We start from the raw sequence: 22,702 nt of genomic DNA on the forward strand, positions 1-22,702 counted from the left end.
GCGCTATTCCGCCTTCATCGCTTCTATCACTGCCCTGAACCCCGCCGGCATGTGGCGTCGGCTGGGGTAGTAGAGGTAGAGCGGCTCTTCCGGCTGGCACCAGTCGTCGAGTACCTGGATGAGTTCGCCGGCCGCGATCATCTTCTCCACGCGGTCTTCCCAGACATAGGCGAGCGCCACGCCGCCAAGGGCAGCTTGGGTCATCAGTTCGTGGTCATCGAGCGAAAGCGGGCCGGCCGGATGGAAGGTAATCACCTGCCCGTCCTTCGCGAAATCCCATGGGTAACGCGCGCCGGAGGGAAACATGTTCTGGATACAGAGATGGCGCTTCAGGTCGTGCGGTGTCACCGGCTTCGGCCGCCGCTCAAAATAGGCAGGCGAACCGACGACCACCAGGCGCAGCCGCGGTTTGATGCGCAAGGCGATCATGCCCTCCGTCACCCGCTCCCCAAACCTTATCCCGCCGTCGAAACCCTCTTCTACAATATCGATCAGGCGGTCGGTGGCGCTGATTTCGAGCTGCAGGTTCGGGTTCTTTTCGAGCAGCGGGCCAATCACCCGGCCGATCACGAAAGGCGCGATCGAATTCGGAACGTTGATCCTGACCTTGCCAAAGGGCGTGTCGCGAAACCGGTTCAGCGCATCGAGCGCTGCGGTGATCTCACCGAAGGCCGGATCGAGATGTGACTTCAGGAGTTCGCCTGCCTCCGTCAGCGAGACGCTTCGCGTCGTCCGGTTCAAAAGCCGGACGCCGATCCTGTCCTCGAGATTGAGAACCGCATGGCTGACGGCGGAGGCCGTCACACCCCTCTCCTCGCCCGCCTTTCTGAAGCTCCGGTGCCGGGCAACGGCGGCAAAAGCTGCAAGTTCGGAAAGCTCGGTGGCGCGCATTGCTGAATTTCACTCATCATAGTTTCGATAATAACAAATCTTATACAGCAGCGCATTTTCGGTCAAATTCCTCCCGTCGGCACAGAGATGCAGACACCAAGAACCTAAGAGCCTGAAAGGAACGTGTCATGAAAGTCTGGTTCATCACTGGTGCATCCCGCGGCTTCGGCGCGCTGATGACGAAGGAAGCGCTTGCAGCCGGCGATGCAGTCGTCGCCACAGCCCGCAATCCGAAGAGCGTCACCGACAACTTCGGCGAACACCCGAACCTTATCGCCGCCGCCCTTGATGTCACCGATGAGAGGCAAGCGAAAGAGGTCGCGGCAAAGGCCGTCGAACGCTTCGGCCGCATCGACGTCCTCGCTAACAATGCGGGTTACGGCCTGCTCGGCGCCGTGGAGGAATCAACCGCCGAGGAAGTCGAAAGGCTTTACGCCACCAATGTCTTCGGCCTCCTGAAGGTTACCCGTGCCGTCCTGCCCTATATGCGCCGCCAGCGCTCGGGACACATCCTGAACTTTTCCTCGATCGGCGGCTATTTCGGCTATCCCGGCTGGGGCGTCTATGGTTCGACCAAGTTCGCCGTCGAAGGCCTGTCGGAATCCCTGGCCGTCGAGCTTGAGCCCTTCGGCATCAAGGTGACGATCGTCGAGCCGGGTTTCTTCCGCACAGATTTCCTCGCCGACAATTCGCTGGCGGTCAGCCCGGCCTCGATCCCGGACTATATCGGCACGCCGGCCGGCAACATGCGCGATTTCGCAGCCGATGCAAACCATGCCCAGCCGGGCGACCCGGCAAGGCTCGCAGCCGGCATCATCACTCTTGCGAACGCGGCAAACCCGCCGCTCCGCATGCCCTTCGGAAGCGATACAGTCGCGAAGATCGAGGAACAGAATGCGAGCGTGGCCAAAGAGCTTGCCGAATGGCGCGAACTCGCCGTCTCGACGGATTTTCAAGCAAACGCGGCCGCTTGACGGAACTGCTGCCAGTCATTTCGCTCCGCCTGCGGAAAAGCCGCGGGCGGAGCGAAATCGCGCCTTATTGAAGCGTGCGCGTATGGATCTGCTGAGCGACGGCATCCGGTGCCGATGCGGAGAGCTCAGCGTCGAGGCCCGTTGCGACGACGGACACGCGGAACTTGCCGTCGAGATTGCGGTCAAAGATCGCGCCGACGACGATGTCGGCGTCGTCCTGCACCTCGTCGCGGATGCGGCTTGCGGCCTCGTCCACTTCGAACAGCGTCATGTCCGAACCGCCAGAAATCGAGATCAGCACGCCCTTGGCGCCCTTCATCGAGATGTCGTCGAGCAAGGGATTGGCGATCGCCGCTTCGGCCGCCTTCAGCGCGCGCTCGTCGCCGGAAGACTCACCCGTCCCCATCATCGCCCGGCCCATGCCGCGCATCACCGATTTGACGTCGGCGAAGTCGAGATTGATCAGGCCTTCCTTGACGATCAGATCGGTGATGCAGCCGACACCGGCAAAGAGTACGCGGTCGGCGGTCATGAAGGCGTCGGCGAAGGTGGTCTTCGCATCCGCGATGCGGAAAAGGTTCTGGTTGGGAATGACAATCACCGTGTCGGCCGCCTGACGCAGCGCCTCGATGCCGATCTCCGCCGTCCTCAGGCGCCGGTTGCCCTCGAAGGTGAAGGGCTTGGTGACGACGCCGACCGTCAGGATGCCGGCGGAGCGTGCCGCATGCGCGATCACCGGCGCAGCGCCAGTGCCCGTGCCACCGCCCATGCCGGCGGTGACGAAGCACATATGCGAGCCTGCCAGGTGATCCATGATCTCGTCGATGGATTCCTCGGCCGCCGCACGGCCGACTTCCGGCAGCGATCCGGCACCGAGCCCCTCGGTCACGTGCGCGCCGAGCTGGATGCGGCGCGACGCCTTGGACGTCGCCAGCACCTGCGCATCCGTATTGGCGGCGATGAAATCGACACCTTCCAGATTTTCGGAGATCATGTTGTTGATCGCATTGCCGCCGCCGCCGCCAACGCCGATCACCGTGATCCGCGGCCGCAATCCCGAAATCCCGCTCTTGGCGTCCGTCATCATATTCTCCTTTGATGCCATCTCTCGTCCCCGCCCTCGTTGCGGCAAACCGAATCGAGTGTCAGGCTAAGCGAGCAACAAGGCAGAGGCAGGGCGAAAGAACAAGCCGTATGCTTTCTGAAATGCCCCATGGAACTTTTTTCCTGTTGGCATAGTTGTATTGATTCATGAATAATTTGCCGGGAGGAGAACTGCTGAGATGCCTTTGTCAGCCGCAAGCCAGACTATCGCCTCGCCGCGCGAGCATATTCTGACAGTCCAGGAAGCGCTGGAGCCGCTCTTTCTGGCTCTGGAGCAGGAGGTGGAGGTGAAGATGATCGCCGCCGCGGTCCGCGCCGGATGGTCGGCAAAGGACGCCGTTGCAGCGATCGATGAGCTCCGCCGCAATGAGCTTGTTGCGGACGTCACATCCCATTGATGCGCGCGTCAATAATCGGTTCAGTAAGCGATAATTTCGCTCGCCATTCCATGAGTGCGTCCTAAGTCTAGCGCGACAGCAATGATCGCGGAGCCTTCCCTATGCCTTTCAGGACCATCTGTATCTATGGCGCCGGCGCGCTTGGCGGTGCGATCGCGGTGAAGCTTGCAACCGGACTCGGCACCGGAGCGACGATTTCCGTCGTGGCGCGAGGCACCCATCTCGATGCGATGAGAAAGAATGGCCTTGACCTCTTCGAAGCCGGCTCCGAGACGCCGATCAACGCCCGCATCGCTGCAACGGATGATCCATCGGCGCTCCCGCCGCAGGATCTGATCGTTACGGGCCTTAAGGGCCATCAGCTTGGCCCGGCAGCCGAAGGCATCGCGAATCTGCTGAAGGACGGCACGCGTGTCGTCATGATCTTGAACGGCATTCCGTGGTGGTATTTTCACCGCGACAGGCAAAGCCAGCATGCCGAACGGCAGTTGGAGGAACTCGATCCGGGCGGCCGGCTCTGGCGCCTGATCGGTCCGCAACGCGTCATCGGCTGCGTTGCCTATCAGGGCGCGGAAGTGATCAATCCCGGCCAGGTGAAGCTCTCGAACGATGGCCGCTTCATCCTGGGCGAGCCGTCCGGTGAACCATCCGCCGACCTCGAAGCAATTGCCGCGCTCTTCTCCCGCGCCGGCCTGAGTATTACGGCCACGCAGCGCATCCGCGACGAAATCTGGAACAAGCTCACTGGCAACGCCGCCTTCAATCCGATCAGCGCCCTGACGCGAGCACTGATGACCGACATCATGGCCAATCCGGCGCTTGCCGAAACCGTCGGCAAGGTGATGACCGAAGTGCGCACCGTCGGCCGCGCGCTTGGCGCCCGTTTTGACAGCACCATCGAAGAGCGGCTCGAGCAATCCCGACACATAGGCGCAGTGCGCACCTCGATGCTGCAGGATCTTTTGGCCGGAAAGCCGCTCGAAATCGTGCCCCTCACCGGCATGATCGTCACGCTGGGACGACTTGTGTCGGTGCCGACGCCGGTCTCCGAAACGGTATTCGCGCTGGTCTCGCAGCTCGATCGGGAGAATCAGCGCTAGGCTGTTCCGGCACCTGCCAGGCGGCCTTATGACATTCTTATACCTTCACGCGTGAGCGCGAATGGATTTCCTATCCGTATCGGCGGTAGCCTTTAGCATCATGCAAAGGTGAAATGCCATGCGTCTGATGTTTCCGCCCCTTTCGTTTCCTCCTTCACGCCACAAGGGCGGGGCGCTCCAGATGCGCGAACGCCGTACGGCGCAAGTCATGATGATCTTCGGCATCGTGCTTGCCCTTGTCGAACTCTACGTCGTCATCGCCAATCTCTGGCAGTTGTCGTGAGGTACCCGAAGCACTGGCTGTGCTGTTTGAGCAGTCTTAGCGCGGAAGCGTCCGGCGCTTCACACCCTCGCGCAGTCCAACTCTTCCTTAACCGGCGTCCCCTAAATTAGCGGCAATAGACATTTAATCCACAAAGATCCATGCCGAAACCCAGCTTCCGCTTTACCCATTATGATCTTCACGAGCAGCGCGCCGGAACCGTTATCGAGGTGACGCTGAATGCGGTGAACAATGTGCGGCTGATGACGGCGCCGAACTATCAGCGCTTCACCGAGGTTCTCGATTTCAAGTATATCGGCGGAGTTGCAAAGAAATCGCCCATCAGGCTCGCTATTCCCGAAAGCGGCCACTGGCATCTGGTCGTGGACATGGAAGGCCATCACGGGCTTGCCGAATCCGCAGTGAAGGTAATCGCCGCGCCGGCGGGCCACAAGCATGCGTCATAAAAGTCACCGGACGGCAACTAGCGCGGATTGCGCTCTTTTCTGAGCTTCGCCCAATATTCCAGCCTCTTGCGGATATCACGCTCAAAGCCGCGCTCCGGCGGATCGTAGAAGGTCTGGCGGCCCATCTTCTCCGGAAAATAATCCTGGCCCGAAAAGGCGTCGGGCTCGTCGTGGTCGTAGCGATAGCCCTCGCCATAACCTTCGCCCTTCATCAGCTTGGTCGGCGCGTTCAGGATATGCTTCGGCGGCAGCAGCGAGCCGTTCTCTTTTGCCGCCTGCGTGGCGGCCTTGAAAGCCGTGTAGACGGCATTGGATTTCGGGGCGGTCGCCAGATAGACGCAGGCCTGCGCGAACGCCAACTCACCTTCCGGTGACCCAAGGTAATCATAGGCGTCCTTGGCGGCATTGCAGATGACCAGCGCCTGCGGATCGGCAAGACCGATATCCTCCACCGCCATGCGCACCAGCCGCCGCCCGAGATAGAGCGGGTCCTCGCCGGCATCGAACATGCGGGCGAGATAGTAGAGCGCTGCATCCGGATCGGAGCCGCGCACGGACTTGTGCAGCGCGGAGATGAGATTGTAGTGGCCGTCCTGCGCCTTGTCATAGACCGGGGCACGGCGTTGCACGATGCGCGTAAGCGCTTCGGTATCGAACGTCTCACCGTCGCGAGCGGCGCGCCAGACCTCCTCGGCAAGCGTCAGTACGGCACGGCCGTCGCCGTCTGCCATGCGCAAGAGGCTGGCGCGTGCATCCGCCGTCAGCGGCAGCGCATTGTCTTCGGCCGTCTCAGCACGCTTCAGCAGTTCTTCCAGGCTTTCTTCATCATGTGATTTGAAGGTCAGCACGCGGGCGCGAGACAAGAGAGCGGCATTGAGCTCGAAGGACGGATTCTCTGTGGTGGCACCGACGAGGATGATGGTGCCGTCTTCCATGACCGGGAGGAAGCTATCCTGCTGGGCACGGTTGAAGCGGTGGATCTCGTCGACGAAAAGCAGCGTCTGGCGGCCGCCCATGCGGCGCAGTCGCGCGGCGTCGAAAACCTTCTTGAGGTCAGCGACGCCGGAGAAGATCGCCGAGATCTGTTCGAAGGCGAGGCCCGCTTCACCCGAAAGCAGCCGGGCAACGGTCGTCTTGCCGGTGCCGGGCGGGCCCCAGAAGATCATGGAGCCGAGCGAACCGCTTGCGATCATCCGGCGTAGCACGCCGTCTTCGCCCGTCAGATGTTCCTGGCCGGTGACTTCGGCAATCGTCTGCGGCCGGAGCCGATCTGCGAGAGGCCGCCTGTTGGCGACCTCCTCCGGAACACGCGGTGCGAAGAGATCGTCGCTCATCGGAAGAACTGCCGTATCCGCTGACCGTCGCGCTCGATCTCAACGCGCCAGAAACCCGGGTCCGCGTCGGCCATCTGTTCCAACTCCTCCGTTGTCTGTACCGGTGCACCATTGATTGAAACGATGATGTCCTTCGGCTCGAAGCCGAGACGCGCTGCAGGCGAGCCATCCTTGACATCGGCAACGACGACACCGGTCGATTCCGTCGGCATGCGCAGCTCGTCGGCGACGCGCGGCGACAGGTTCTCGACGACAGTACCGGTGAAGGGCGTGCGCCCGCCGATCGTGCGCTGGTCGCGCGGCGAGGTTTCCGGCGCCCGGTCGAGCTTCAACGCCACCTGCTGCTCGCCGCCATTCTCGGCCACGGTCAGGTTGACGGAGCTGCCGAGGCCCGCCGTCGTCAGACGATAGAGAAGCGCGTCGGGATGTTCGACCGGAACGCCGTTCACCGCCGTGACGATCTCGCCGGCTCTCAGACCCGCCTTGGATGCAGGACCGCCATCCGTCACTTTCACGATCAGCGCGCCACGTGCCTTGTCGAGACCGAGCGCCTCTGCAACCTCGGAGGTCACCGCGTCGAAGGTGGCGCCGACATAGGGGCGTTCGAACGACTTCACGCCAGCGTCGGCCGATGCCAGGAACACCTTCACCAGGTTGGCGGGGATCGCAAAGCCGATACCGTTCGAGCCGCCGCCGCGCGAGAAGATCGCCGTATTGATGCCGATCAGTTCACCCTTCATGTTCATCAGCGCACCGCCCGAATTGCCGGGATTGATCGACGCGTCGGTCTGGATGAAGAAGCCAAACTCGTTCTTGACAACCTGGTTGCGCGCAAGCGCCGAAACGATGCCGCTCGTCACCGTTTGGCCGACGCCGAAGGGATTGCCGATCGCAAGCACGAGATCGCCGACCTCGACGGCATCCGAATTGCCGATCGCCAGCGTCGGGAAGCTCGCCTTGGCGCCGATCTTCAGCACCGCGAGATCGAGCCGGTCGTCACGCAGCACGACCTTGCACGGGAACTCGCGGCCGTCCGACAGCGCCACCTTGATGTCGTCCGCACCCTCGATGACGTGATTGTTCGTCACCACTGTGCCGTTTGCTTCAACGATGACGCCGGAGCCGAGTGAGGATTGCTTCTCGGTGCGATTCGGCATCTGCTGGCCAAAGAACTCCTCGAAGAAGGGGTCGCCTGCGAAGGGAGATTGGCGCTGGATGATCTTCTCTGCGTAGACATTCACCACCGCGCCTGACGTCTGCTTGACGAGCGGCGCGAAGGAAAGCTGCAGTTCGGCCTGGCTTTGCGGCACCGTCTTCGCGTCCTGCGCATCTGCGCCGAACGGCAAAGCGACGACCAGCGCAAAGAGCGAAATGGAAGCGCGTTTCAACAGGCCTTGCATTGGAATCCCTTCTGAATTCGTATTGACAATGTGTTGTAGCGCGGGACGTTAGAAAGGAAAGAGGGCGGAAGCATGAAGGAATAAGGCAGGTTTGAAAGCACGTGAGGAACCTCCAGCATGAAACTGATATCAAAAGCGAAAACATGGGCGAAGTCACTGAGACGTGACATTGCCGCATTGTGGCTTGCCGCTCGCGACCCACGCGTTCCGTGGCTTGCAAAAGCGACCGCTGCAGCAGTGGCGGCCTATGCGCTTTCGCCTATCGATCTGATCCCGGATTTCGTGCCCGTCCTCGGCTATCTCGACGACCTCGTCATCGTGCCGCTCGGCATTTTGCTGGCCGTCAAGCTCGTCCCGCCGGTGATCATGGCCGAACTCCGCAAGGAGGCCGAATTGCGCGCCAGCCGTCCGGCCGGTAGCAGAGCGGGGCTCCTTTTCGTCCTTGCCGTCTGGACGTTCTGCTTCATCTTTCTGGTACTGGCGTTTTTTTGAGGCGCTACCTCCCTGAAGCAGGAAGATTTGCATGACACGTTCCCTTGCCCTTGCCATACTTGCCTTGTCCGCAGCATGTTTGAGCTCCGGCGCCGCCCCGGCCGCAAGCTTCGATTGCGATGCAAAGGAGCTGAAGTCGGACGAAAAGGTGATCTGCGACAACCGCGCGCTCAATGATGCCGATGTGAAGATGGCGACGACGTTCGATCTTCTTTCAGGCCTGCTCGCCATGGGCTCGCGCGGCACGCTGCAGGACGAGCAAACGGCCTGGCTGAAGAAGCGGCAGGTATGCGGGGCGGATGCCGCCTGCATCAAGGCCGCCTACGACGAGCGGATGAAACAGCTCGGCGAGACCTACAAGAACATCAACCGGCCGCTATAGCCGCGCCTGTTCAGCCCTTCGCAAAGGACGACATTCCGTGTTGCCGTGAACAGACAGACAAAACGGCGCCCGCATTCCGCAAGGCGCCGTCTCCTGATTAAGTCTTGCAGTTTCTCAGCGGCTGCCGAGATCGCGCACCGCGCCGCGGTCCGCACTCGTCGCGAAAGCCGCATAGGCCTTCAGCGCCGTCGTGACATTGCGCTTGCGGTGTTCGGCCGGATGCCAGCCCTTCTCTTCCTGCTCCGAACGGCGGGTCGCAAGTTCGGCGTCGCTGATACGCAGGCTGATCGTGCGGTTCGGGATGTCGATATCGATCATGTCACCCGGGCGCACCAAGCCGATCGTGCCACCGTTCGCCGCTTCCGGCGAAACGTGGCCGATCGAGAGGCCGGAGGTGCCGCCGGAAAAGCGGCCGTCGGTGATCAGCGCGCATGCCTTGCCGAGGCCCTTCGACTTCAAGTAGCTCGTCGGATAGAGCATTTCCTGCATGCCGGGGCCGCCCTTCGGGCCTTCGTAGCGGATGACGACGACGTCGCCCGCGACGACCTCATTGCCGAGGATGGCTTTCACCGCAGCATCCTGGCTTTCGTAGACCTTGGCCGGTCCGGAGAATTTGAGGATCGATTCATCGACCCCCGCCGTCTTCACGATACAGCCGTCGAGCGCGAGGTTACCCTTGAGGACAGCTAGGCCGCCATCCTTCGAGAACGGATGCTCGACTGAGCGGATGACGCCCTTTTCCCGGTCGGTATCCAGCTCTTCCCAGCGGGCGCTCTGGCTGAAGGCGACCTGGGTCGGGATGCCGCCGGGGGCCGCGAGGTAGAAGTCGCGAACCGTCTCGCTGCTCGTGCGGGTGATATCCCAGCGGTCGATAGCGTCACCCAGCGTCTCGGCATGAACGGTCGGGCAGTCGCGGTTGAGTAGACCGCCTTTGTCCAGCTCGCCGAGGATCGACATGATGCCGCCGGCGCGGTGGACGTCTTCCATGTGCACATCGGCCTTGGCCGGCGCGACCTTGGAAAGGCACGGCACGCGGCGCGACAGCGCGTCGATGTCGGCCAGCGTGAAGTCGACCTCGCCTTCATGGGCGGCAGCCAGGATGTGCAGAACGGTATTGGTCGAGCCGCCCATGGCGATATCGAGCGCCATGGCGTTTTCAAAGGCCTGCTTCGAAGCGATCGTGCGCGGCAGCGCCTTGACGTCGTCCTGCTCGTAGTAGCGGCGGGCGAGATCGACGATCAAGTGCCCAGCCTCGACGAAGAGGCGCTTGCGGTCGGCATGGGTTGCAAGCGTCGAGCCGTTGCCGGGAAGCGACAGGCCGAGCGCTTCTGTCAGGCAGTTCATGGAATTGGCCGTGAACATGCCGGAGCACGAGCCGCAGGTCGGACAGGCCGAGCGCTCGATCGTCTGAACATCCTCGTCGCTGATCTTGTCGTCAGCGGCGGCAACCATGGCATCGACCAGATCGAGCGCATGCTTCTTGCCCTGCAGTACGACCTTGCCAGCTTCCATCGGGCCGCCGGAAACGAAGACCGACGGGATGTTGAGGCGCAGCGACGCCATCAGCATGCCGGGGGTGATCTTGTCGCAGTTCGAGATGCAGACCATGGCGTCGGCGCAATGGGCGTTGACCATGTATTCGACGCTGTCGGCGATCAGTTCGCGCGACGGCAGCGAATAGAGCATACCGTCATGGCCCATGGCGATGCCGTCGTCGACGGCGATCGTGTTGAATTCCTTGGCAACGCCACCGGCTGCTTCGATCTCGCGGGCGACAAGCTGGCCGAGGTCCTTCAGATGTACGTGGCCCGGCACGAACTGGGTGAAGGAATTCACCACCGCGATGATCGGCTTGCCGAAATCCGAGTCCTTCATGCCTGTCGCGCGCCAAAGGCCGCGCGCGCCCGCCATGTTGCGGCCGTGAGTCGTGGTTCTGGAACGGTAAGCTGGCATCGGTTTCTTCCTTGATCTGCGGAAATTGCGCGGACGATGCGGGACGACAAGAAAACTTGCAGACCGGGCAGCCGCTGCATTTTGGAATTGTCCTAATCCAATCAGCCGGGACTGTCACTACCGGCAAGGGCAAATCCGGTACGCCGCCCATTTGCGCCCATCGGACATATACGGTGAATCGCAACCTTTTGTTACAGGCTATTCCATCACACCAGAACACAAAAAATTGGCTTCCCGAAAGCAATCTTCAAGGCCTACACAGTCATCCAAAGACGCTGCTGATGCGTTTATTCAGATATCGGGCCGTTTCCGCCCAGGAGGATTTCGAAATGCCGGCTTATCATCCGCTAAAGATCCCGTCTTCGGAGGTCACGCCGCGCCAGCTCTATCTCCGCCGCCGCGAGTTCCTTGGGGCTGCAACGCTCGGCGCCATGGCGCTCTACGGGGCCGGCAAGGCGAGCGCTGCGGCCCTTTCCGTCATTGAGAGCAAGTACAAGGTCGGTGAAAAAACGACGCCGCTGAAGGATGTGACGACCTATAACAACTTCTACGAATTTGGCCTCGACAAGGGAGATCCCGCGGCACTTTCCGGCAATTTCAAGCCCCTGCCCTGGACCGTCAAGGTCGACGGCATGGTCGGCAAACCGGGCACCTTCGATATCGAGGCCCTGATCAAGGAATTTCCGATCGAGGAGCGCGTCTACCGCATGCGCTGTGTCGAGGCCTGGTCGATGGTGATCCCATGGGACGGCTTCCCGCTTGCAGCTCTGCTTGACAAGGTGGAGCCGCTGGGCAGCGCCAAATACGTCGCCTTCGAAACCGTCGTCCGGCCGGACGAGATGCCGGGCCAGAAAGGCATCTTCCAGTCACTCGAATGGCCTTATGTCGAGGGCCTGCGCCTCGACGAGGCCCGTCACCCGCTGACGCTGCTTGCCGTCGGGCTATATGGCGAAACGCTGCCGAACCAGAATGGTGCGCCCATCCGCCTCGTCGTGCCGTGGAAATACGGCTTCAAGGGCATCAAGTCGATCGTGAAGATCACGCTCACCGACCAGCAGCCGAAGAACACCTGGCAGGTCACAAACCCGCAGGAATATGGTTTCTATGCCAACGTCAATCCGGCGGTCGATCATCCTCGCTGGAGCCAGGCGAGCGAACGGCGCATTGGCGAAAGCGGCTTCTTCGGCGCCAGCCGCCATCCGACGTTGCCTTTCAACGGTTACGCCGATGAGGTCGCAAGCCTTTATTCCGGTATGGACCTGAAGGTGAACTTCTGATGACGGATTTCTCGCTTACGCTTCCGAAACGCTGGCAGCCGGCATCCGTCTGGCTGCTCTACGTGGCGGGGCTCCTGCCCGCCGCCTGGTATTTCTACCTCGGCGCCACGGACGGGCTCGGCGCCGATCCGGTGAAGACCTTCGAATTGTTCCTCGGCATCTGGGCGATCCGCTTCCTGATCCTGACGCTCGCCGTCAGCCCTGCCCGCGATCTCTTGGGCTGGAACTACCTGCGCTACCGCCGTTCGCTCGGCCTGCTCTGTTTCTACTATGTCGCAATGCATTTCACCGTCTACATGGTGCTCGACCAGGCATTGATCATTCAAGCTGTCATCGACGATGTCGTAAAGCGGCCCTTCATCATGTTCGGCATGGCGGGCCTGACGCTGCTCATTCCGCTTGCGCTGACATCCAACAATTTCTCGATCCGGCGCCTGGGTCCGAACTGGGTTCGCCTTCACCGCCTCGTCTACATCGTCGCAGCCTGCGGCGCGCTGCACTTCGCCCTCTCGACCAAGGTCTTGGGCCTCGAGCAGTACATCTATGTCGGCCTGCTGATTCTGCTGATCCTCTACCGCTCCTGGAGGCCGATCGCCCGCGGCAGGAAGCGCGGGCAAGCACGGCAAGGCAGCCGGGCGACGGCGACCACCGCTTGAGCCTGCAGTGTCAGGCTAAGGTCCCTTGGTGAAACAGCATTTGCCATCCAATTTCGGAGTGCTTCCAAATTGAGCTGCGCAAAACATGTCGCTCAAATCCATCCTGTCTTGTGCGCCGAGTGCGATAGGTCAGCAAAACAGCGTCCGAAGATATGATGGTCAGTGAATAATCGTAGGCCAGCAATTCGCCAGGATCTGCATTGTCGTATTCCCGCATGAGAAGATCGATGATTTCGTTACGGCGATATATCGCCCCGGAACTGCCGATCTCCACGAAATCCTCCGAAAGTAGCTCTTCTACTGCCGTTCTTGAACGGCGTATCTCGGGGCGGTGAAGGGCCTCTTCGAGAAGGCGGATTTCACTCAGCAGTTCACGTAAATTTCCCATGACATCCACCACGCGTTGAAATCGCCAACATCGTCAGTTTCGCATAGCGCAATCAGGGTTCAACACGTCCAAAGCGACAAACAGAAACAGCCGGGCTTCCAAGCCCGGCTGTTTGTTTCCGGCGAACCGGACGATATTAGGCGGCGACGGCCTGCTCTTCGGCGGCGGTGCGGGCCTTGTCGGCTGCGCCCTTGGCGAAGGTGTCGCGGTCAACGAATTCGATGACGGCGAGAGCGGCGTTGTCGCCCTGGCGGAAACCGGCCTTCATGATACGCAGGTAGCCGCCATTGCGGGTTGCGTAGCGCGATGCGATCGTATCGAAGAGCTTCGAAACGACTGCGGCGTCCTTGATCTGCGAGATCGCCTGACGGCGAGCGTGCAGGTCACCGCGCTTGCCGAGGGTAACGAGCTTTTCAACGATCGGGCGGATTTCCTTTGCCTTCGGCAGGGTCGTCACGATCTGCTCATGCGTGATGAGCGAAGCCGCCATGTTGGCGAACATCGCCTTGCGGTGGCTTGCGGTTCTATTCAGCTTGCGGCCGGCTTTACCGTGGCGCATTGCTATTCTCCTTCACATGCAGGCATCTCGCCCGCCGTTTGATGGTTAGTACTGGTCTTCGTACCGCTTGGCGAGATCTTCGATGTTCTCAGGCGGCCATGCCGGCACTTCCATGCCGAGATGCAGGCCCATGGAAGCGAGAACTTCCTTGATTTCGTTCAGCGACTTGCGACCAAAATTCGGCGTGCGGAGCATTTCTGCTTCGGTCTTCTGAATGAGGTCGCCGATGTAGACGATGTTGTCGTTCTTCAGGCAGTTTGCCGAGCGGACCGACAGTTCGAGTTCGTCTACCTTCTTGAGGAGCGCCGGGTTGAAAGCGAGTTCGGTGACTGCTTCCTCTTCGGCTTCCTTCTGCGGCTCGTCGAAGTTGACGAAGACGCCAAGCTGGTCCTGGAGGATGCGCGCCGCAAAAGCGACGGCGTCTTCGCCGGAGACGGAGCCATCGGTTTCGATGGTCATCGTCAGCTTGTCGTAGTCGAGAACCTGTCCTTCGCGGGTGTTTTCAACCTTGTAGGACACCTTCTTGACCGGCGAATAGAGGCTGTCGACCGGGATCAGGCCGATCGGAGCATCTTCCGCACGATTGCGTTCGGCCGGAACGTAGCCCTTGCCGTTGTTGACGGTGAATTCCATACGGATTTCGGCGCCCTCGTCGAGCGTGCAGATGACATGCTCAGGGTTGAGGATCTCGATATCGCCGACCGTCTGGATGTCACCAGCCGTCACAACGCCTGGGCCCTGCTTGCGGACGACCATGCGCTTTGCGTCATCGCCATCCATCTTGATGGCGATTTCCTTGATGTTGAGCACGATATCCGTCACGTCTTCGCGGACGCCCGGAATCGAGGAGAATTCGTGCAGCACCCCGTCGATCTGCACGGCCGTCACAGCGGCACCACGCAGCGAGGAGAGCAGAACGCGACGAAGCGCGTTGCCGAGGGTCAGGCCGAAACCGCGCTCCAGCGGCTCTGCAACGAGCGTCGCCTTGATGCGCGAGTTCGAAGAGAATTCGACCTTGTTCGGCTTGATCAATTCCTGCCAGTTCTTCTGGATCATTGTTTTGCCTTCCGTTCGTTGCCACCATCCAATCGTGACAACCGAGCTTGAGAAGCACCGGGAGCGTCAACAAAACGCTCACCGGTGTTGTGAGTGGCGATGATCAGACGCGGCGCTTCTTGCGCGGCCGGCAGCCATTGTGCGGGATCGGCGTCACGTCGCGGATGGACGTGATCATGAAACCGGCAGCCTGGAGCGCGCGCAGAGCGGATTCACGACCAGAACCCGGACCGCAAACTTCGACTTCCAGCGACTTCATGCCATGTTCCTGCGCCTTCTTGGCAGCATCTTCGGCAGCGATCTGGGCCGCGAACGGGGTCGACTTGCGCGACCCCTTAAAGCCCTTGGCACCGGCAGACGACCAGGCGATTGCATTGCCTTGCGCGTCAGTGATGGTGATCATCGTGTTGTTGAAGGTCGAGTTGACGTGTGCAACACCCGACGAAATGTTTTTACGTTCGCGACGGCGAACGCGGACGGCTTCCTTGGCCATTGTATCCCTTTCTTGGATATCTTCACCGCCGTAATACCAGCGGCTACACCGGAGCAGCGCCTTACGGCTCCGCCCCAAACTCAAAAGAGGCCGGCGCAGACCGCCAGCCTCCCACTCCCGGTTTCCCGGAAATTACTTCTTCTTACCAGCGATCGCCTTTGCCGGGCCCTTGCGGGTGCGGGCATTGGTGTGCGTGCGCTGACCGCGAACCGGCAGGCCGCGGCGATGACGCAGGCCGCGGTAGCAGCCGAGGTCCATCAGACGCTTGATGTTCATCGAGGTTTCGCGACGAAGATCGCCTTCGACCTGATAGTCGCGGTCGATCGTTTCGCGGATCTGAAGTACTTCAGCGTCCGTGAGCTGGTGCACGCGGCGATCAGCCGGGATGCCGACCTTCTCGACGATTTCCTGTGCGAATTTCGAACCGATCCCGTGAATGTAGGTCAGCGCGATAACGACGCGCTTCGCAGTCGGGATGTTGACGCCAGCGATACGTGCCACGCCTATTCTCCTTGAGTTCCAGTTGCCATCCGGCAAGAGGGCTTCGATTATGCCGCCCTCCGAAGGGCCGCTCGTTCAAATTTGGGTTCGTAACATGTCAAAACGACCGAACCCGGACTTCCTTTGGGAAATCCGCGCCGATCGCATCGAATATCGCGAGTTGGCGCGGTGTTTAGCGGAATCAGCGCTGAAAGGCAACCGGTCCCGCCAAGTTTATTTTCAAAGCCTTAAAGCTTCGAAAGGATGGTGTCGACCTCGCCAGTGACGTGATCGATGTCGGCCATGCCGTCCACGCTCTTGAGCTTCCCCTTGGCGTAATAATAGCCGATCAACGGCGAGGTTTCCTTGTAATAGACCTGAAGCCGCGCCGTCATCGTCTCCGGATTATCGTCCGGCCGGCGCTTGAAATGCGTCGAACCGCACTTGTCGCAAACCCCTTCGCGTTCCGGAGCCTTGTCGGTGTCATGGTAGACGCTGCCGCATTGTGCGCATGAATAGCGCCCCGCAACACGGCGAATGAGTTCGTCGTCATTGACCTTCAACTCGATGACGACGGAAAGGTCGAGACCCTTTGCGCGAAGCATCGTTTCCGTGGCATCCGCTTGGATCAACGTCCGGGGGAAACCGTCGAGGATGAAGCCATTCGCACAGTCCGGCTGGTCGATGCGTTCGGAGACGATGGCGTTGACGACTTCGTCGGGCACAAGCCTGCCCGCCTTCATCAAGGCATCGGCCCGCTTGCCGACCTCGGTTCCAGCGTGAACGGCTGCGCGAAGCATGTCACCCGTGGAAAGCTGCGGAATGCCGTACTTCTCCACGATCCGCTGGGCCTGGGTTCCCTTGCCCGCGCCCGGCGGCCCCAAAAGTATGAGTCTCATCGCCCCCTCTTTCCTCCACGCAACTTCGATTTCTTGATCAGGCCTTCGTACTGCTGTGCAATCAGATGACCCTGGATCTGAGCCACCGTATCAAGAGTTACGCTAACCACGATCAAAAGCGAAGTACCACCAAGGGCTAATGGGATGCCAGTTTGCGACACCAGGATCTCAGGCAGGATGCAGACAAAGACGAGATAGATTGCGCCGATGACCGTAATGCGGGTCAGGACGAAATCGATATATTCGGCGGTGCGCTCGCCTGGACGGATGCCGGGAATGAAGCCGCCATGCTTCTTCAGATTGTCGGCCGTGTCCTTCGGATTGAAGACGATGGCCGTGTAAAAGAAGGCGAAGAAGGCGATCAGCGCCGCGTAGAGCAGCATGTAGAGCGGCTGGCCGTGGCCGAGCGCCGCAACGATCGCCGTCGCCCAGGACGGCAGAGCCGTCGTGTTGGCAAAGCCCGCGACGGTCGCTGGCAGAAGCAGCAGCGACGAGGCGAAGATTGCCGGGATGACTCCCGAGGTATTCAGCTTCAGCGGCAGGTGCGACGTATCGCCCTGGAACATCCGGTTACCGACCTGTCGCTTCGGATACTGGATCAGGAGCCGCCGCTGGGCGCGCTCGACGAAGACGATGACGGCGATAACGGCCATTGCGATCAAGATGACAGCGAGAATCAGCGACGTCGAAAGCGCACCGGTGCGGCCGAGTTCGAGCGTACCGGCAAGCGCGCTCGGAAGACCGGCAGCGATGCCTGCAAAGATGATCAGCGAAATTCCGTTGCCGATGCCGCGCGAGGTGATCTGCTCGCCGAGCCACATCAGGAACATCGTGCCGCCGAGCAGAGTGATGACGGTGGAAATGCGGAAGAACAAGCCCGGATCGACCACGAGACCGCTGCCGCTTTCAAGGCCGACCGCGATGCCATAGGCCTGCAGTGCGCCGAGCAGTACGGTGCCGTAGCGGGTGTACTGGTTGATGATCTTGCGTCCCTGCTCGCCTTCCTTCTTCAGGTTTTCGAGCGCCGGCACGACCGAGGTCATCAACTGCACGATGATCGAAGCGGAGATATAGGGCATGATGCCGAGCGCGAAGATCGCCATGCGCTCGACGGCGCCCCCCGAAAACATGTTGAAGAGGCCGAGAATGCCGCCCGCCTGGCCGCGGAAGGCCTGGGCATAGGCTTCGGGATTGAGGCCCGGAAGCGGAATGTGCGTACCAAGACGATAGACGAGGAGAGCTGCCAGCGTGAACCACAGGCGCTTCTTGAGATCCTCGGCTTTGGCGAAGGTCGAAAAACTAAGATTGGAAGCCAATTGTTCCGCTGCAGACGCCATGCGATTCTCCGCGCTACCAATTCGGGCGCTTCGAGCGAGTGCCGGACCCGGAATCAGTATTCAAATTATTCACAATCGGGCTACGGACGGATTGCTGGCGCAACCTATGCCTCACCCTTGATTTCGTCGAAACCGGCATGCTGCGGGTGCAACGATGCAGATTCTTGTGAGGCCCACATATGGGAGCAAAATCGCCCGGTGTGAAGCCACCCCGGGCGACATATCATAAGATTATTATTCTGCCGCTGCGGCAGAAAGAAGCGTGATCGAAGCGCCGGCCTTTTCGATCTTCTCGACGGCGGGCTTGGAAGCGCCTGCGACCTCGAGCTTGATCTTTGCCTTCAGCTCGCCGTCGGCGAGAACACGAACGCCGTCCTTGGCGCGGCGGATCACACCGGCGGCCTTGAGGGCTGCGGCATCGACAGTCGCCTTGGCATCGAGCTTGCCGGCGTCGATCGCAGCCTGGATGCGTGCGAGAGAGACGACGACGAAGTCAGCCTTGAAGATGTTCGTGAAGCCGCGCTTCGGCAGACGGCGGTAGATTGGCATCTGACCACCTTCAAAACCGTTGATGGCGACACCCGAACGGGACTTCTGACCCTTCACACCGCGACCACCGGTCTTGCCCGAGCCCGAACCGATACCGCGGCCGAGGCGCTTGCGGCTGTGGGTCGAACCTTCGTTATCTCTGATTTCATTGAGTTTCATGATGATAACCTCCGTCTCACTTCTCGTCGACGACGCGAACGAGATGCTGGACAGCACGGATCATACCGCGAACGGAAGGCGTATCTTCCAGGGTGCGGGTCCGGTGCATCTTGTTGAGGCCGAGGCCGATCAGCGTCTGGCGCTGTACAGCCGGCCGGCGAATCGGGCTGCCGATCTGCTCGACGGTAACCGTCTTCGCTTCGGTCTTCTTGGTAGCCTTAGCCATGGATCAGACTCCTCTTATTCTTCAGAGGCGTTGCCGGAGGCAGCACGGCGAGCCTGGAGCGTAGCATACTTGATGCCGCGCTGAGCTGCGATGTCCTTCGGGTGAACCTGGTGCTTCAAAGCGTCGAAGGTTGCGCGAACCATGTTGTACGGGTTCGAGGAACCGGTCGACTTGGCGACAACGTCGTGAACGCCGAGCGTTTCGAAAACGGCGCGCATCGGACCGCCGGCAATGATACCGGTACCGACCTTGGCCGAGCGCAGCAGAACCTTGCCGGCGCCATGGCGTCCATGCACGTCGTGATGCAGAGTGCGGCCTTCACGCAGGGGAACGAAGATCAGCTCGCGCTTGGCGGCTTCCGTTGCCTTGCGGATCGCTTCCGGCACTTCGCGCGCCTTACCGTGACCGAAGCCTACGCGGCCCTTCTGGTCACCGACGACGACGAGAGCGGCGAAACCGAAACGGCGGCCACCCTTAACAACCTTGGCGACGCGGTTGATCGCGACAAGCTTGTCGACGAATTCGCTGTCGCGCTCTTCGCGGTTCTGGCGATCTTCGCGAGAACCCCTTCTTTCCTGTGCCATTGTCCTCTTCCTTTTTCTTTTCCGGGTGCAATCGGCAAACAAACGAGGACCGCATCGGTCTCCCTTGCGGAAGCGTTTGCGGTCCGGTGAAAATCCGGCCGCTGTCCAAAAGACGCGCGGCCGGAAATCTCTTTAGAAGGTCAGACCGCCTTCGCGGGCTGCTTCTGCAAGAGCCTTGATGCGGCCGTGATAGATGAAGGCGCCACGGTCAAATACGACCTCCTTGACGCCGGCCTTGGAGGCGCGCTCTGCAACGAGCTTGCCGACGAGGGCAGCTGCCGCGGTGTCGGCACCGGTCTTCAGAGAACCGCGCAGATCCTTATCGAGCGTGGAGGCAGCCGCAAGCGTCTTGCCAGCCACATCATCGATGATCTGTGCGTAGATGTTCTTCGAGGAGCGATGAACCGACAGGCGCGGACGGCCATTGGCCACCGACTTGAGTTGACGGCGCACGCGGTTGGCACGACGTGCAAGTGCTTCTTTCCTGCTAGCCATTTCGCGTGATCCTTACTTCTTCTTGCCTTCTTTGCGGACGATACGCTCGTCAGCATACTTCACGCCCTTGCCCTTGTAGGGCTCGGGACCACGGTATTCGCGGATTTCGGCGGCGACCTGACCGACCTGCTGCTTGTTGATGCCGGTGACGACGATTTCCGTCGGCTTCGGAACAGCAATCGAGATTCCGACCGGCGGCTCATAGACCACGTCGTGGCTGAAACCGAGAGCCAGCTGCAGGTTCTTTCCCTGCATGGATGCACGATAGCCAACGCCGTTGATTTCGAGCTTGCGCTCGTAACCGTCCTTGACGCCCTTGAAGATGTTCTCGATCATCGTGCGGGACATACCCCACTTTGCGCGAGCATCCTTGGTCTGGTTGAGCGGCGTGACCACGACCGCATTATCTTCGAGCTTTACGCCGACTTCGTCGTTTGCGACGAAGAACAGCTCGCCCTTCGGGCCCTTTGCAGTAACCTTCTGGCCATCGACCGTAGCCGTGATTCCAGCAGGTACCTGAACGGGCTTCTTACCGATACGAGACATGTTTAAATCCTGTCTGTTCGCAATGGAGATCCCTGCCCTGTCTTAGAAGACAGAGCAAAGAACCTCGCCACCAACGTTCTGTTCGCGAGCCTGGTGATCGGCCATCACGCCCTTCGGAGTCGAAAGGATGGTGATGCCGAGACCGTTCGCGACCTGCGGAATGGACTTGACCGAGACATAAACCCGGCGGCCCGGCTTCGACACACGGCCGATCTCGCGGATCACCGATGTGCCTTCGTAGTACTTCAGCTCAATGCTGAGTTCCGACTTGCCATTGCCGAAATCGACAACGGAATAGCCACGGATGTAGCCTTCGGACTGCAGGACATCGAGAACGCGTGCACGGAGCTTGGACGCAGGCGTCGAGACCGACGACTTGCGGCGGGAAGCGCCGTTGCGGATGCGAGTGAGCATATCGCCCAACGGATCAGTCATTGTCATCTAACCTGCTCCTTACCAGCTCGACTTGACGATGCCCGGCACCTTGCCGAGATTGCCCAGTTCACGCAGCGCGATACGCGACATGCGCAGTTTGCGGTAGTACGCGCGCGGGCGGCCCGATACTTCGCAACGGTTGCGAATGCGGGTCTTCGATCCATCGCGCGGCAGGGATGCCAGCTTGATCGAGGCCTTGAACCGCTCTTCGATCGGAAGAGACTGGTTCATGATGATCGCCTTCAGGGCTGCGCGCTTGGCAGCCTGATTTGCGACCGTAGTACGGCGGCGCTTGTTCTTTTCAACTGCGCTTGTCTTCGCCATGTCAGGTTCCTTTTCTACGCTCGTCGTTACGGTTACTGACGGAACGGGAAGTTGAACTCTGTCAGCAGAGCCCGTGCTTCGTCGTCCTTCGTTGCCGTCGTGCAAACGATGATGTCCATGCCCCACATTTGATCAACCTTGTCGTAGTTGATCTCAGGGAACACAATGTGCTCCTTGATGCCCATGGCGAAGTTGCCACGGCCGTCAAAGCTCTTCGGGTTCAGGCCGCGGAAGTCGCGAACGCGCGGAAGCGCGATGTTCACGAGACGGTCCAGGAACTCGTACATGCGGGCGCCGCGCAGGGTGACCTTGGCGCCGATCGGCATCTGCTCGCGGACCTTGAAGCCAGCGATGGAGTTGCGTGCACGGGTGATGACCGGCTTCTGGCCGGCGATCGCTGCCAGGTCGGCTGCGGCAATCGTCGGCTTCTTCGAATCAGCCGTTGCTTCGCCAACACCCATGTTGATTACGATCTTGTCGAGCCTCGGGATCTGCATCTCGTTGGCGTAGGAGAACCTCTCCTGCATCGCCTTGCGGATGCGCTCGACATATTCCTTCTTGAGCCGCGGCTCGTATTTTGCCTCAGCCATCGATCACATCTCCAGAACGCTTGGCCACACGGACCTTCTTGCCGTCAACGACCTTGAAACCAACGCGGGTCGGCTTGCCGTCCTTGTCGACGATTGCAATGTTGGACAGGTGAACCGAGGCTTCCTTGCTGATGATGCCGGCTTCCTGCGTCTGCGTCTGGCGCTGGTGGCGCTTGACGACGTTGACGCCACGCACGACCGCGCGATCTTCCTTCGGCAGAACCTGGAGGACTTCGCCGGTACGGCCCTTGTCCTTGCCTGCGAGCATGACGACCTTGTCGCCTTTACGAATCTTCTGCATCGTTCCCGCTCCTTACAGTACTTCGGGAGCCAGCGAGATGATCTTCATGTGGTTCTTGGCGCGAAGTTCGCGCGGAACCGGTCCGAAGATACGGGTGCCGATCGGCTCTTTCTTGTTGTCGATGAGGACTGCTGCATTCGTGTCGAAGCGGATGATGCTGCCATCCACGCGACGGATTTCCTTGGCGGTACGAACGACCACCGCCTTCATCACGTCACCCTTCTTCACGCGGCCGCGCGGGATCGCTTCCTTGATCGAAACGACGATGACGTCGCCGATCGAGGCATACTTGCGCTTCGAGCCGCCCAGCACCTTGATGCACATGACACGACGTGCGCCGGAATTATCCGCGACGTCGAGGTTTGTTTGCATCTGAATCATATCAGGTCGCCTTCTTGTTTTACCGGAATGGTTGGGCTTGCGCCCCCTACCCCGGCTCATGAAAATTGTCAGCCCGCCGAACCCGCCTCAAGGGCAGGTACAGACACGGCAATAGCTTGAATAGCGCGGGAAAAATCGTGCCAAGGTGGTTTCCCGACGGGACCTTCCATGCGCTCAAAGCAAAAGAACGCCCGGCATTCGAGCGTTCTG

The 22,702-nt window shown here is 60.5% G+C and carries 31 protein-coding genes; 9 read left to right on the plus strand and 22 right to left on the minus strand.

What is annotated here, in order from left to right; genetic code table 11:
* Positions 1-3: 3 nt before the first annotated feature.
* On the minus strand, positions 4-891 hold the full coding sequence (locus BLP23_RS32100) for a LysR family transcriptional regulator (RefSeq protein WP_092588718.1): 888 nt from the start codon (positions 889-891) through the stop codon (positions 4-6).
* 128 nt (positions 892-1,019) lie between these two features.
* Here BLP23_RS32100 and BLP23_RS32105 point away from each other — a divergent pair, with 128 nt between their 5' ends.
* Positions 1,020-1,865: an oxidoreductase gene (locus BLP23_RS32105; protein ID WP_092588719.1), complete on the plus strand. Its 846-nt coding sequence runs from the start codon at positions 1,020-1,022 to the stop codon at positions 1,863-1,865.
* Positions 1,866-1,929: 64 nt separating this feature from the next.
* Here BLP23_RS32105 and ftsZ read toward each other — a convergent pair whose 3' ends face one another.
* Positions 1,930-2,949 (minus strand): cell division protein FtsZ, encoded by a 1,020-nt coding sequence (gene ftsZ, locus BLP23_RS32110; protein ID WP_092588720.1) that lies wholly within the window; start codon positions 2,947-2,949, stop codon positions 1,930-1,932.
* Between the two features lie 199 nt (positions 2,950-3,148).
* On the opposite strand from ftsZ, the gene BLP23_RS32115 reads away from it, so the two are divergent.
* The 4 genes from BLP23_RS32115 to BLP23_RS32125 all read left to right on the plus strand — a co-directional run bounded on the left by BLP23_RS32115 (position 3,149) and on the right by BLP23_RS32125 (position 5,196).
* Positions 3,149-3,367, plus strand: coding sequence for a hypothetical protein (locus tag BLP23_RS32115; RefSeq protein WP_092588721.1), 219 nt, complete (start codon positions 3,149-3,151; stop codon positions 3,365-3,367).
* 101 nt (positions 3,368-3,468) lie between these two features.
* On the plus strand, positions 3,469-4,467 hold the full coding sequence (locus BLP23_RS32120; protein WP_092588722.1) for a ketopantoate reductase family protein: 999 nt from the start codon (positions 3,469-3,471) through the stop codon (positions 4,465-4,467).
* A gap of 118 nt (positions 4,468-4,585) precedes the next feature.
* Entirely contained in the window at positions 4,586-4,750 is a 165-nt protein-coding gene (locus BLP23_RS34020; RefSeq protein WP_167364055.1) for a hypothetical protein, read from the plus strand.
* Positions 4,751-4,890: 140 nt separating this feature from the next.
* Positions 4,891-5,196: a DUF1883 domain-containing protein gene (locus tag BLP23_RS32125; RefSeq protein WP_092588723.1), complete on the plus strand. Its 306-nt coding sequence runs from the start codon at positions 4,891-4,893 to the stop codon at positions 5,194-5,196.
* Positions 5,197-5,213: 17 nt separating this feature from the next.
* Here the strand turns inward: BLP23_RS32125 and BLP23_RS32130 are convergent, their stop codons facing one another.
* Complete coding sequence (locus tag BLP23_RS32130; protein WP_092588724.1) at positions 5,214-6,530, minus strand: replication-associated recombination protein A; 1,317 nt, start codon at positions 6,528-6,530, stop codon at positions 5,214-5,216.
* Positions 6,527-7,930, minus strand: a complete 1,404-nt coding sequence (locus BLP23_RS32135; RefSeq protein ID WP_092588725.1) for a DegQ family serine endoprotease — start codon at positions 7,928-7,930, stop codon at positions 6,527-6,529. The genes BLP23_RS32130 and BLP23_RS32135 overlap by 4 nt, the downstream gene beginning before the upstream one ends.
* Positions 7,931-8,047: 117 nt before the next feature.
* Here BLP23_RS32135 and BLP23_RS32140 point away from each other — a divergent pair, with 117 nt between their 5' ends.
* Together BLP23_RS32140 and BLP23_RS32145 are read left to right on the plus strand one after the other, a co-directional pair.
* Entirely contained in the window at positions 8,048-8,422 is a 375-nt protein-coding gene (locus BLP23_RS32140; RefSeq protein WP_092588726.1) for a YkvA family protein, read from the plus strand.
* Positions 8,423-8,453: 31 nt separating this feature from the next.
* Positions 8,454-8,804, plus strand: a complete 351-nt coding sequence (locus BLP23_RS32145) for a lysozyme inhibitor LprI family protein (protein WP_092588727.1) — start codon at positions 8,454-8,456, stop codon at positions 8,802-8,804.
* A gap of 114 nt (positions 8,805-8,918) precedes the next feature.
* Here BLP23_RS32145 and ilvD read toward each other — a convergent pair whose 3' ends face one another.
* A complete protein-coding gene (gene ilvD / locus BLP23_RS32150) occupies positions 8,919-10,757 on the minus strand; it encodes a dihydroxy-acid dehydratase (protein ID WP_092588728.1) in 1,839 nt (612 codons plus the stop codon).
* A 329-nt stretch (positions 10,758-11,086) separates the two neighbouring features.
* Between ilvD and msrP the strand changes: the two genes are divergently transcribed.
* Positions 11,087-12,034: a protein-methionine-sulfoxide reductase catalytic subunit MsrP gene (gene msrP / locus BLP23_RS32155; protein WP_092588729.1), complete on the plus strand. Its 948-nt coding sequence runs from the start codon at positions 11,087-11,089 to the stop codon at positions 12,032-12,034.
* Complete coding sequence (gene msrQ / locus BLP23_RS32160; protein WP_092588730.1) at positions 12,034-12,690, plus strand: protein-methionine-sulfoxide reductase heme-binding subunit MsrQ; 657 nt, start codon at positions 12,034-12,036, stop codon at positions 12,688-12,690. Before msrP ends, msrQ begins: the two co-directional genes overlap by 1 nt.
* A 10-nt stretch (positions 12,691-12,700) precedes the next feature.
* On the opposite strand, the gene BLP23_RS32165 is transcribed toward msrQ, so the two are convergent.
* From BLP23_RS32165 to rplN, 17 genes are all read right to left on the minus strand, one after another.
* Positions 12,701-13,078 (minus strand): nuclear transport factor 2 family protein, encoded by a 378-nt coding sequence (locus tag BLP23_RS32165; protein WP_092588731.1) that lies wholly within the window; start codon positions 13,076-13,078, stop codon positions 12,701-12,703.
* Between the two features lie 136 nt (positions 13,079-13,214).
* Positions 13,215-13,637, minus strand: a complete 423-nt coding sequence (gene rplQ / locus BLP23_RS32170) for a 50S ribosomal protein L17 (RefSeq protein ID WP_022718370.1) — start codon at positions 13,635-13,637, stop codon at positions 13,215-13,217.
* A gap of 45 nt (positions 13,638-13,682) precedes the next feature.
* On the minus strand, positions 13,683-14,693 hold the full coding sequence (locus tag BLP23_RS32175) for a DNA-directed RNA polymerase subunit alpha (RefSeq protein WP_022718371.1): 1,011 nt from the start codon (positions 14,691-14,693) through the stop codon (positions 13,683-13,685).
* Between the two features lie 103 nt (positions 14,694-14,796).
* Entirely contained in the window at positions 14,797-15,186 is a 390-nt protein-coding gene (rpsK, locus tag BLP23_RS32180) for a 30S ribosomal protein S11 (RefSeq protein WP_022718372.1), read from the minus strand.
* A gap of 132 nt (positions 15,187-15,318) precedes the next feature.
* Complete coding sequence (gene rpsM / locus BLP23_RS32185; protein WP_022718373.1) at positions 15,319-15,687, minus strand: 30S ribosomal protein S13; 369 nt, start codon at positions 15,685-15,687, stop codon at positions 15,319-15,321.
* Positions 15,688-15,914: 227 nt separating this feature from the next.
* A complete protein-coding gene (locus BLP23_RS32190; RefSeq protein WP_092588732.1) occupies positions 15,915-16,565 on the minus strand; it encodes an adenylate kinase in 651 nt (216 codons plus the stop codon).
* Positions 16,562-17,902: a preprotein translocase subunit SecY gene (gene secY, locus BLP23_RS32195; RefSeq protein WP_092588733.1), complete on the minus strand. Its 1,341-nt coding sequence runs from the start codon at positions 17,900-17,902 to the stop codon at positions 16,562-16,564. Before secY ends, BLP23_RS32190 begins: the two co-directional genes overlap by 4 nt.
* A 234-nt stretch (positions 17,903-18,136) precedes the next feature.
* The gene (rplO, locus tag BLP23_RS32200) at positions 18,137-18,610 is read right to left on the minus strand and encodes a 50S ribosomal protein L15 (protein ID WP_022718376.1); all 474 of its coding nucleotides are present in this window, start codon (positions 18,608-18,610) and stop codon (positions 18,137-18,139) included.
* Between the two features lie 16 nt (positions 18,611-18,626).
* A complete protein-coding gene (gene rpmD, locus BLP23_RS32205) occupies positions 18,627-18,836 on the minus strand; it encodes a 50S ribosomal protein L30 (protein ID WP_022718377.1) in 210 nt (69 codons plus the stop codon).
* A gap of 14 nt (positions 18,837-18,850) precedes the next feature.
* On the minus strand, positions 18,851-19,420 hold the full coding sequence (gene rpsE / locus BLP23_RS32210; RefSeq protein ID WP_092588734.1) for a 30S ribosomal protein S5: 570 nt from the start codon (positions 19,418-19,420) through the stop codon (positions 18,851-18,853).
* A gap of 132 nt (positions 19,421-19,552) precedes the next feature.
* A complete protein-coding gene (gene rplR, locus BLP23_RS32215) occupies positions 19,553-19,915 on the minus strand; it encodes a 50S ribosomal protein L18 (protein WP_022718379.1) in 363 nt (120 codons plus the stop codon).
* 12 nt (positions 19,916-19,927) lie between these two features.
* Positions 19,928-20,461: a 50S ribosomal protein L6 gene (gene rplF / locus BLP23_RS32220; protein WP_022718380.1), complete on the minus strand. Its 534-nt coding sequence runs from the start codon at positions 20,459-20,461 to the stop codon at positions 19,928-19,930.
* A gap of 42 nt (positions 20,462-20,503) precedes the next feature.
* Positions 20,504-20,902: a 30S ribosomal protein S8 gene (gene rpsH, locus BLP23_RS32225; RefSeq protein ID WP_022718381.1), complete on the minus strand. Its 399-nt coding sequence runs from the start codon at positions 20,900-20,902 to the stop codon at positions 20,504-20,506.
* Positions 20,903-20,914: 12 nt separating this feature from the next.
* A complete protein-coding gene (rpsN, locus tag BLP23_RS32230; protein ID WP_074067600.1) occupies positions 20,915-21,220 on the minus strand; it encodes a 30S ribosomal protein S14 in 306 nt (101 codons plus the stop codon).
* 32 nt (positions 21,221-21,252) lie between these two features.
* Positions 21,253-21,810 carry a 50S ribosomal protein L5 gene (gene rplE / locus BLP23_RS32235; RefSeq protein WP_092588735.1) on the minus strand — a complete coding sequence of 186 codons (558 nt, stop codon included), beginning with the start codon at positions 21,808-21,810 and terminating at the stop codon, positions 21,253-21,255.
* Complete coding sequence (rplX, locus tag BLP23_RS32240) at positions 21,803-22,111, minus strand: 50S ribosomal protein L24 (protein ID WP_022718384.1); 309 nt, start codon at positions 22,109-22,111, stop codon at positions 21,803-21,805. The genes rplE and rplX overlap by 8 nt, the downstream gene beginning before the upstream one ends.
* Before the next feature lie 12 nt (positions 22,112-22,123).
* Positions 22,124-22,492 carry a 50S ribosomal protein L14 gene (rplN, locus tag BLP23_RS32245; RefSeq protein ID WP_018900268.1) on the minus strand — a complete coding sequence of 123 codons (369 nt, stop codon included), beginning with the start codon at positions 22,490-22,492 and terminating at the stop codon, positions 22,124-22,126.
* Between the last annotated feature and the right edge of the window lie 210 nt (positions 22,493-22,702).

It is taken from the genome of Rhizobium mongolense subsp. loessense (assembly GCF_900099775.1).
GTDB classification, from domain to species: Bacteria; Pseudomonadota; Alphaproteobacteria; order Rhizobiales; family Rhizobiaceae; genus Rhizobium; species Rhizobium loessense.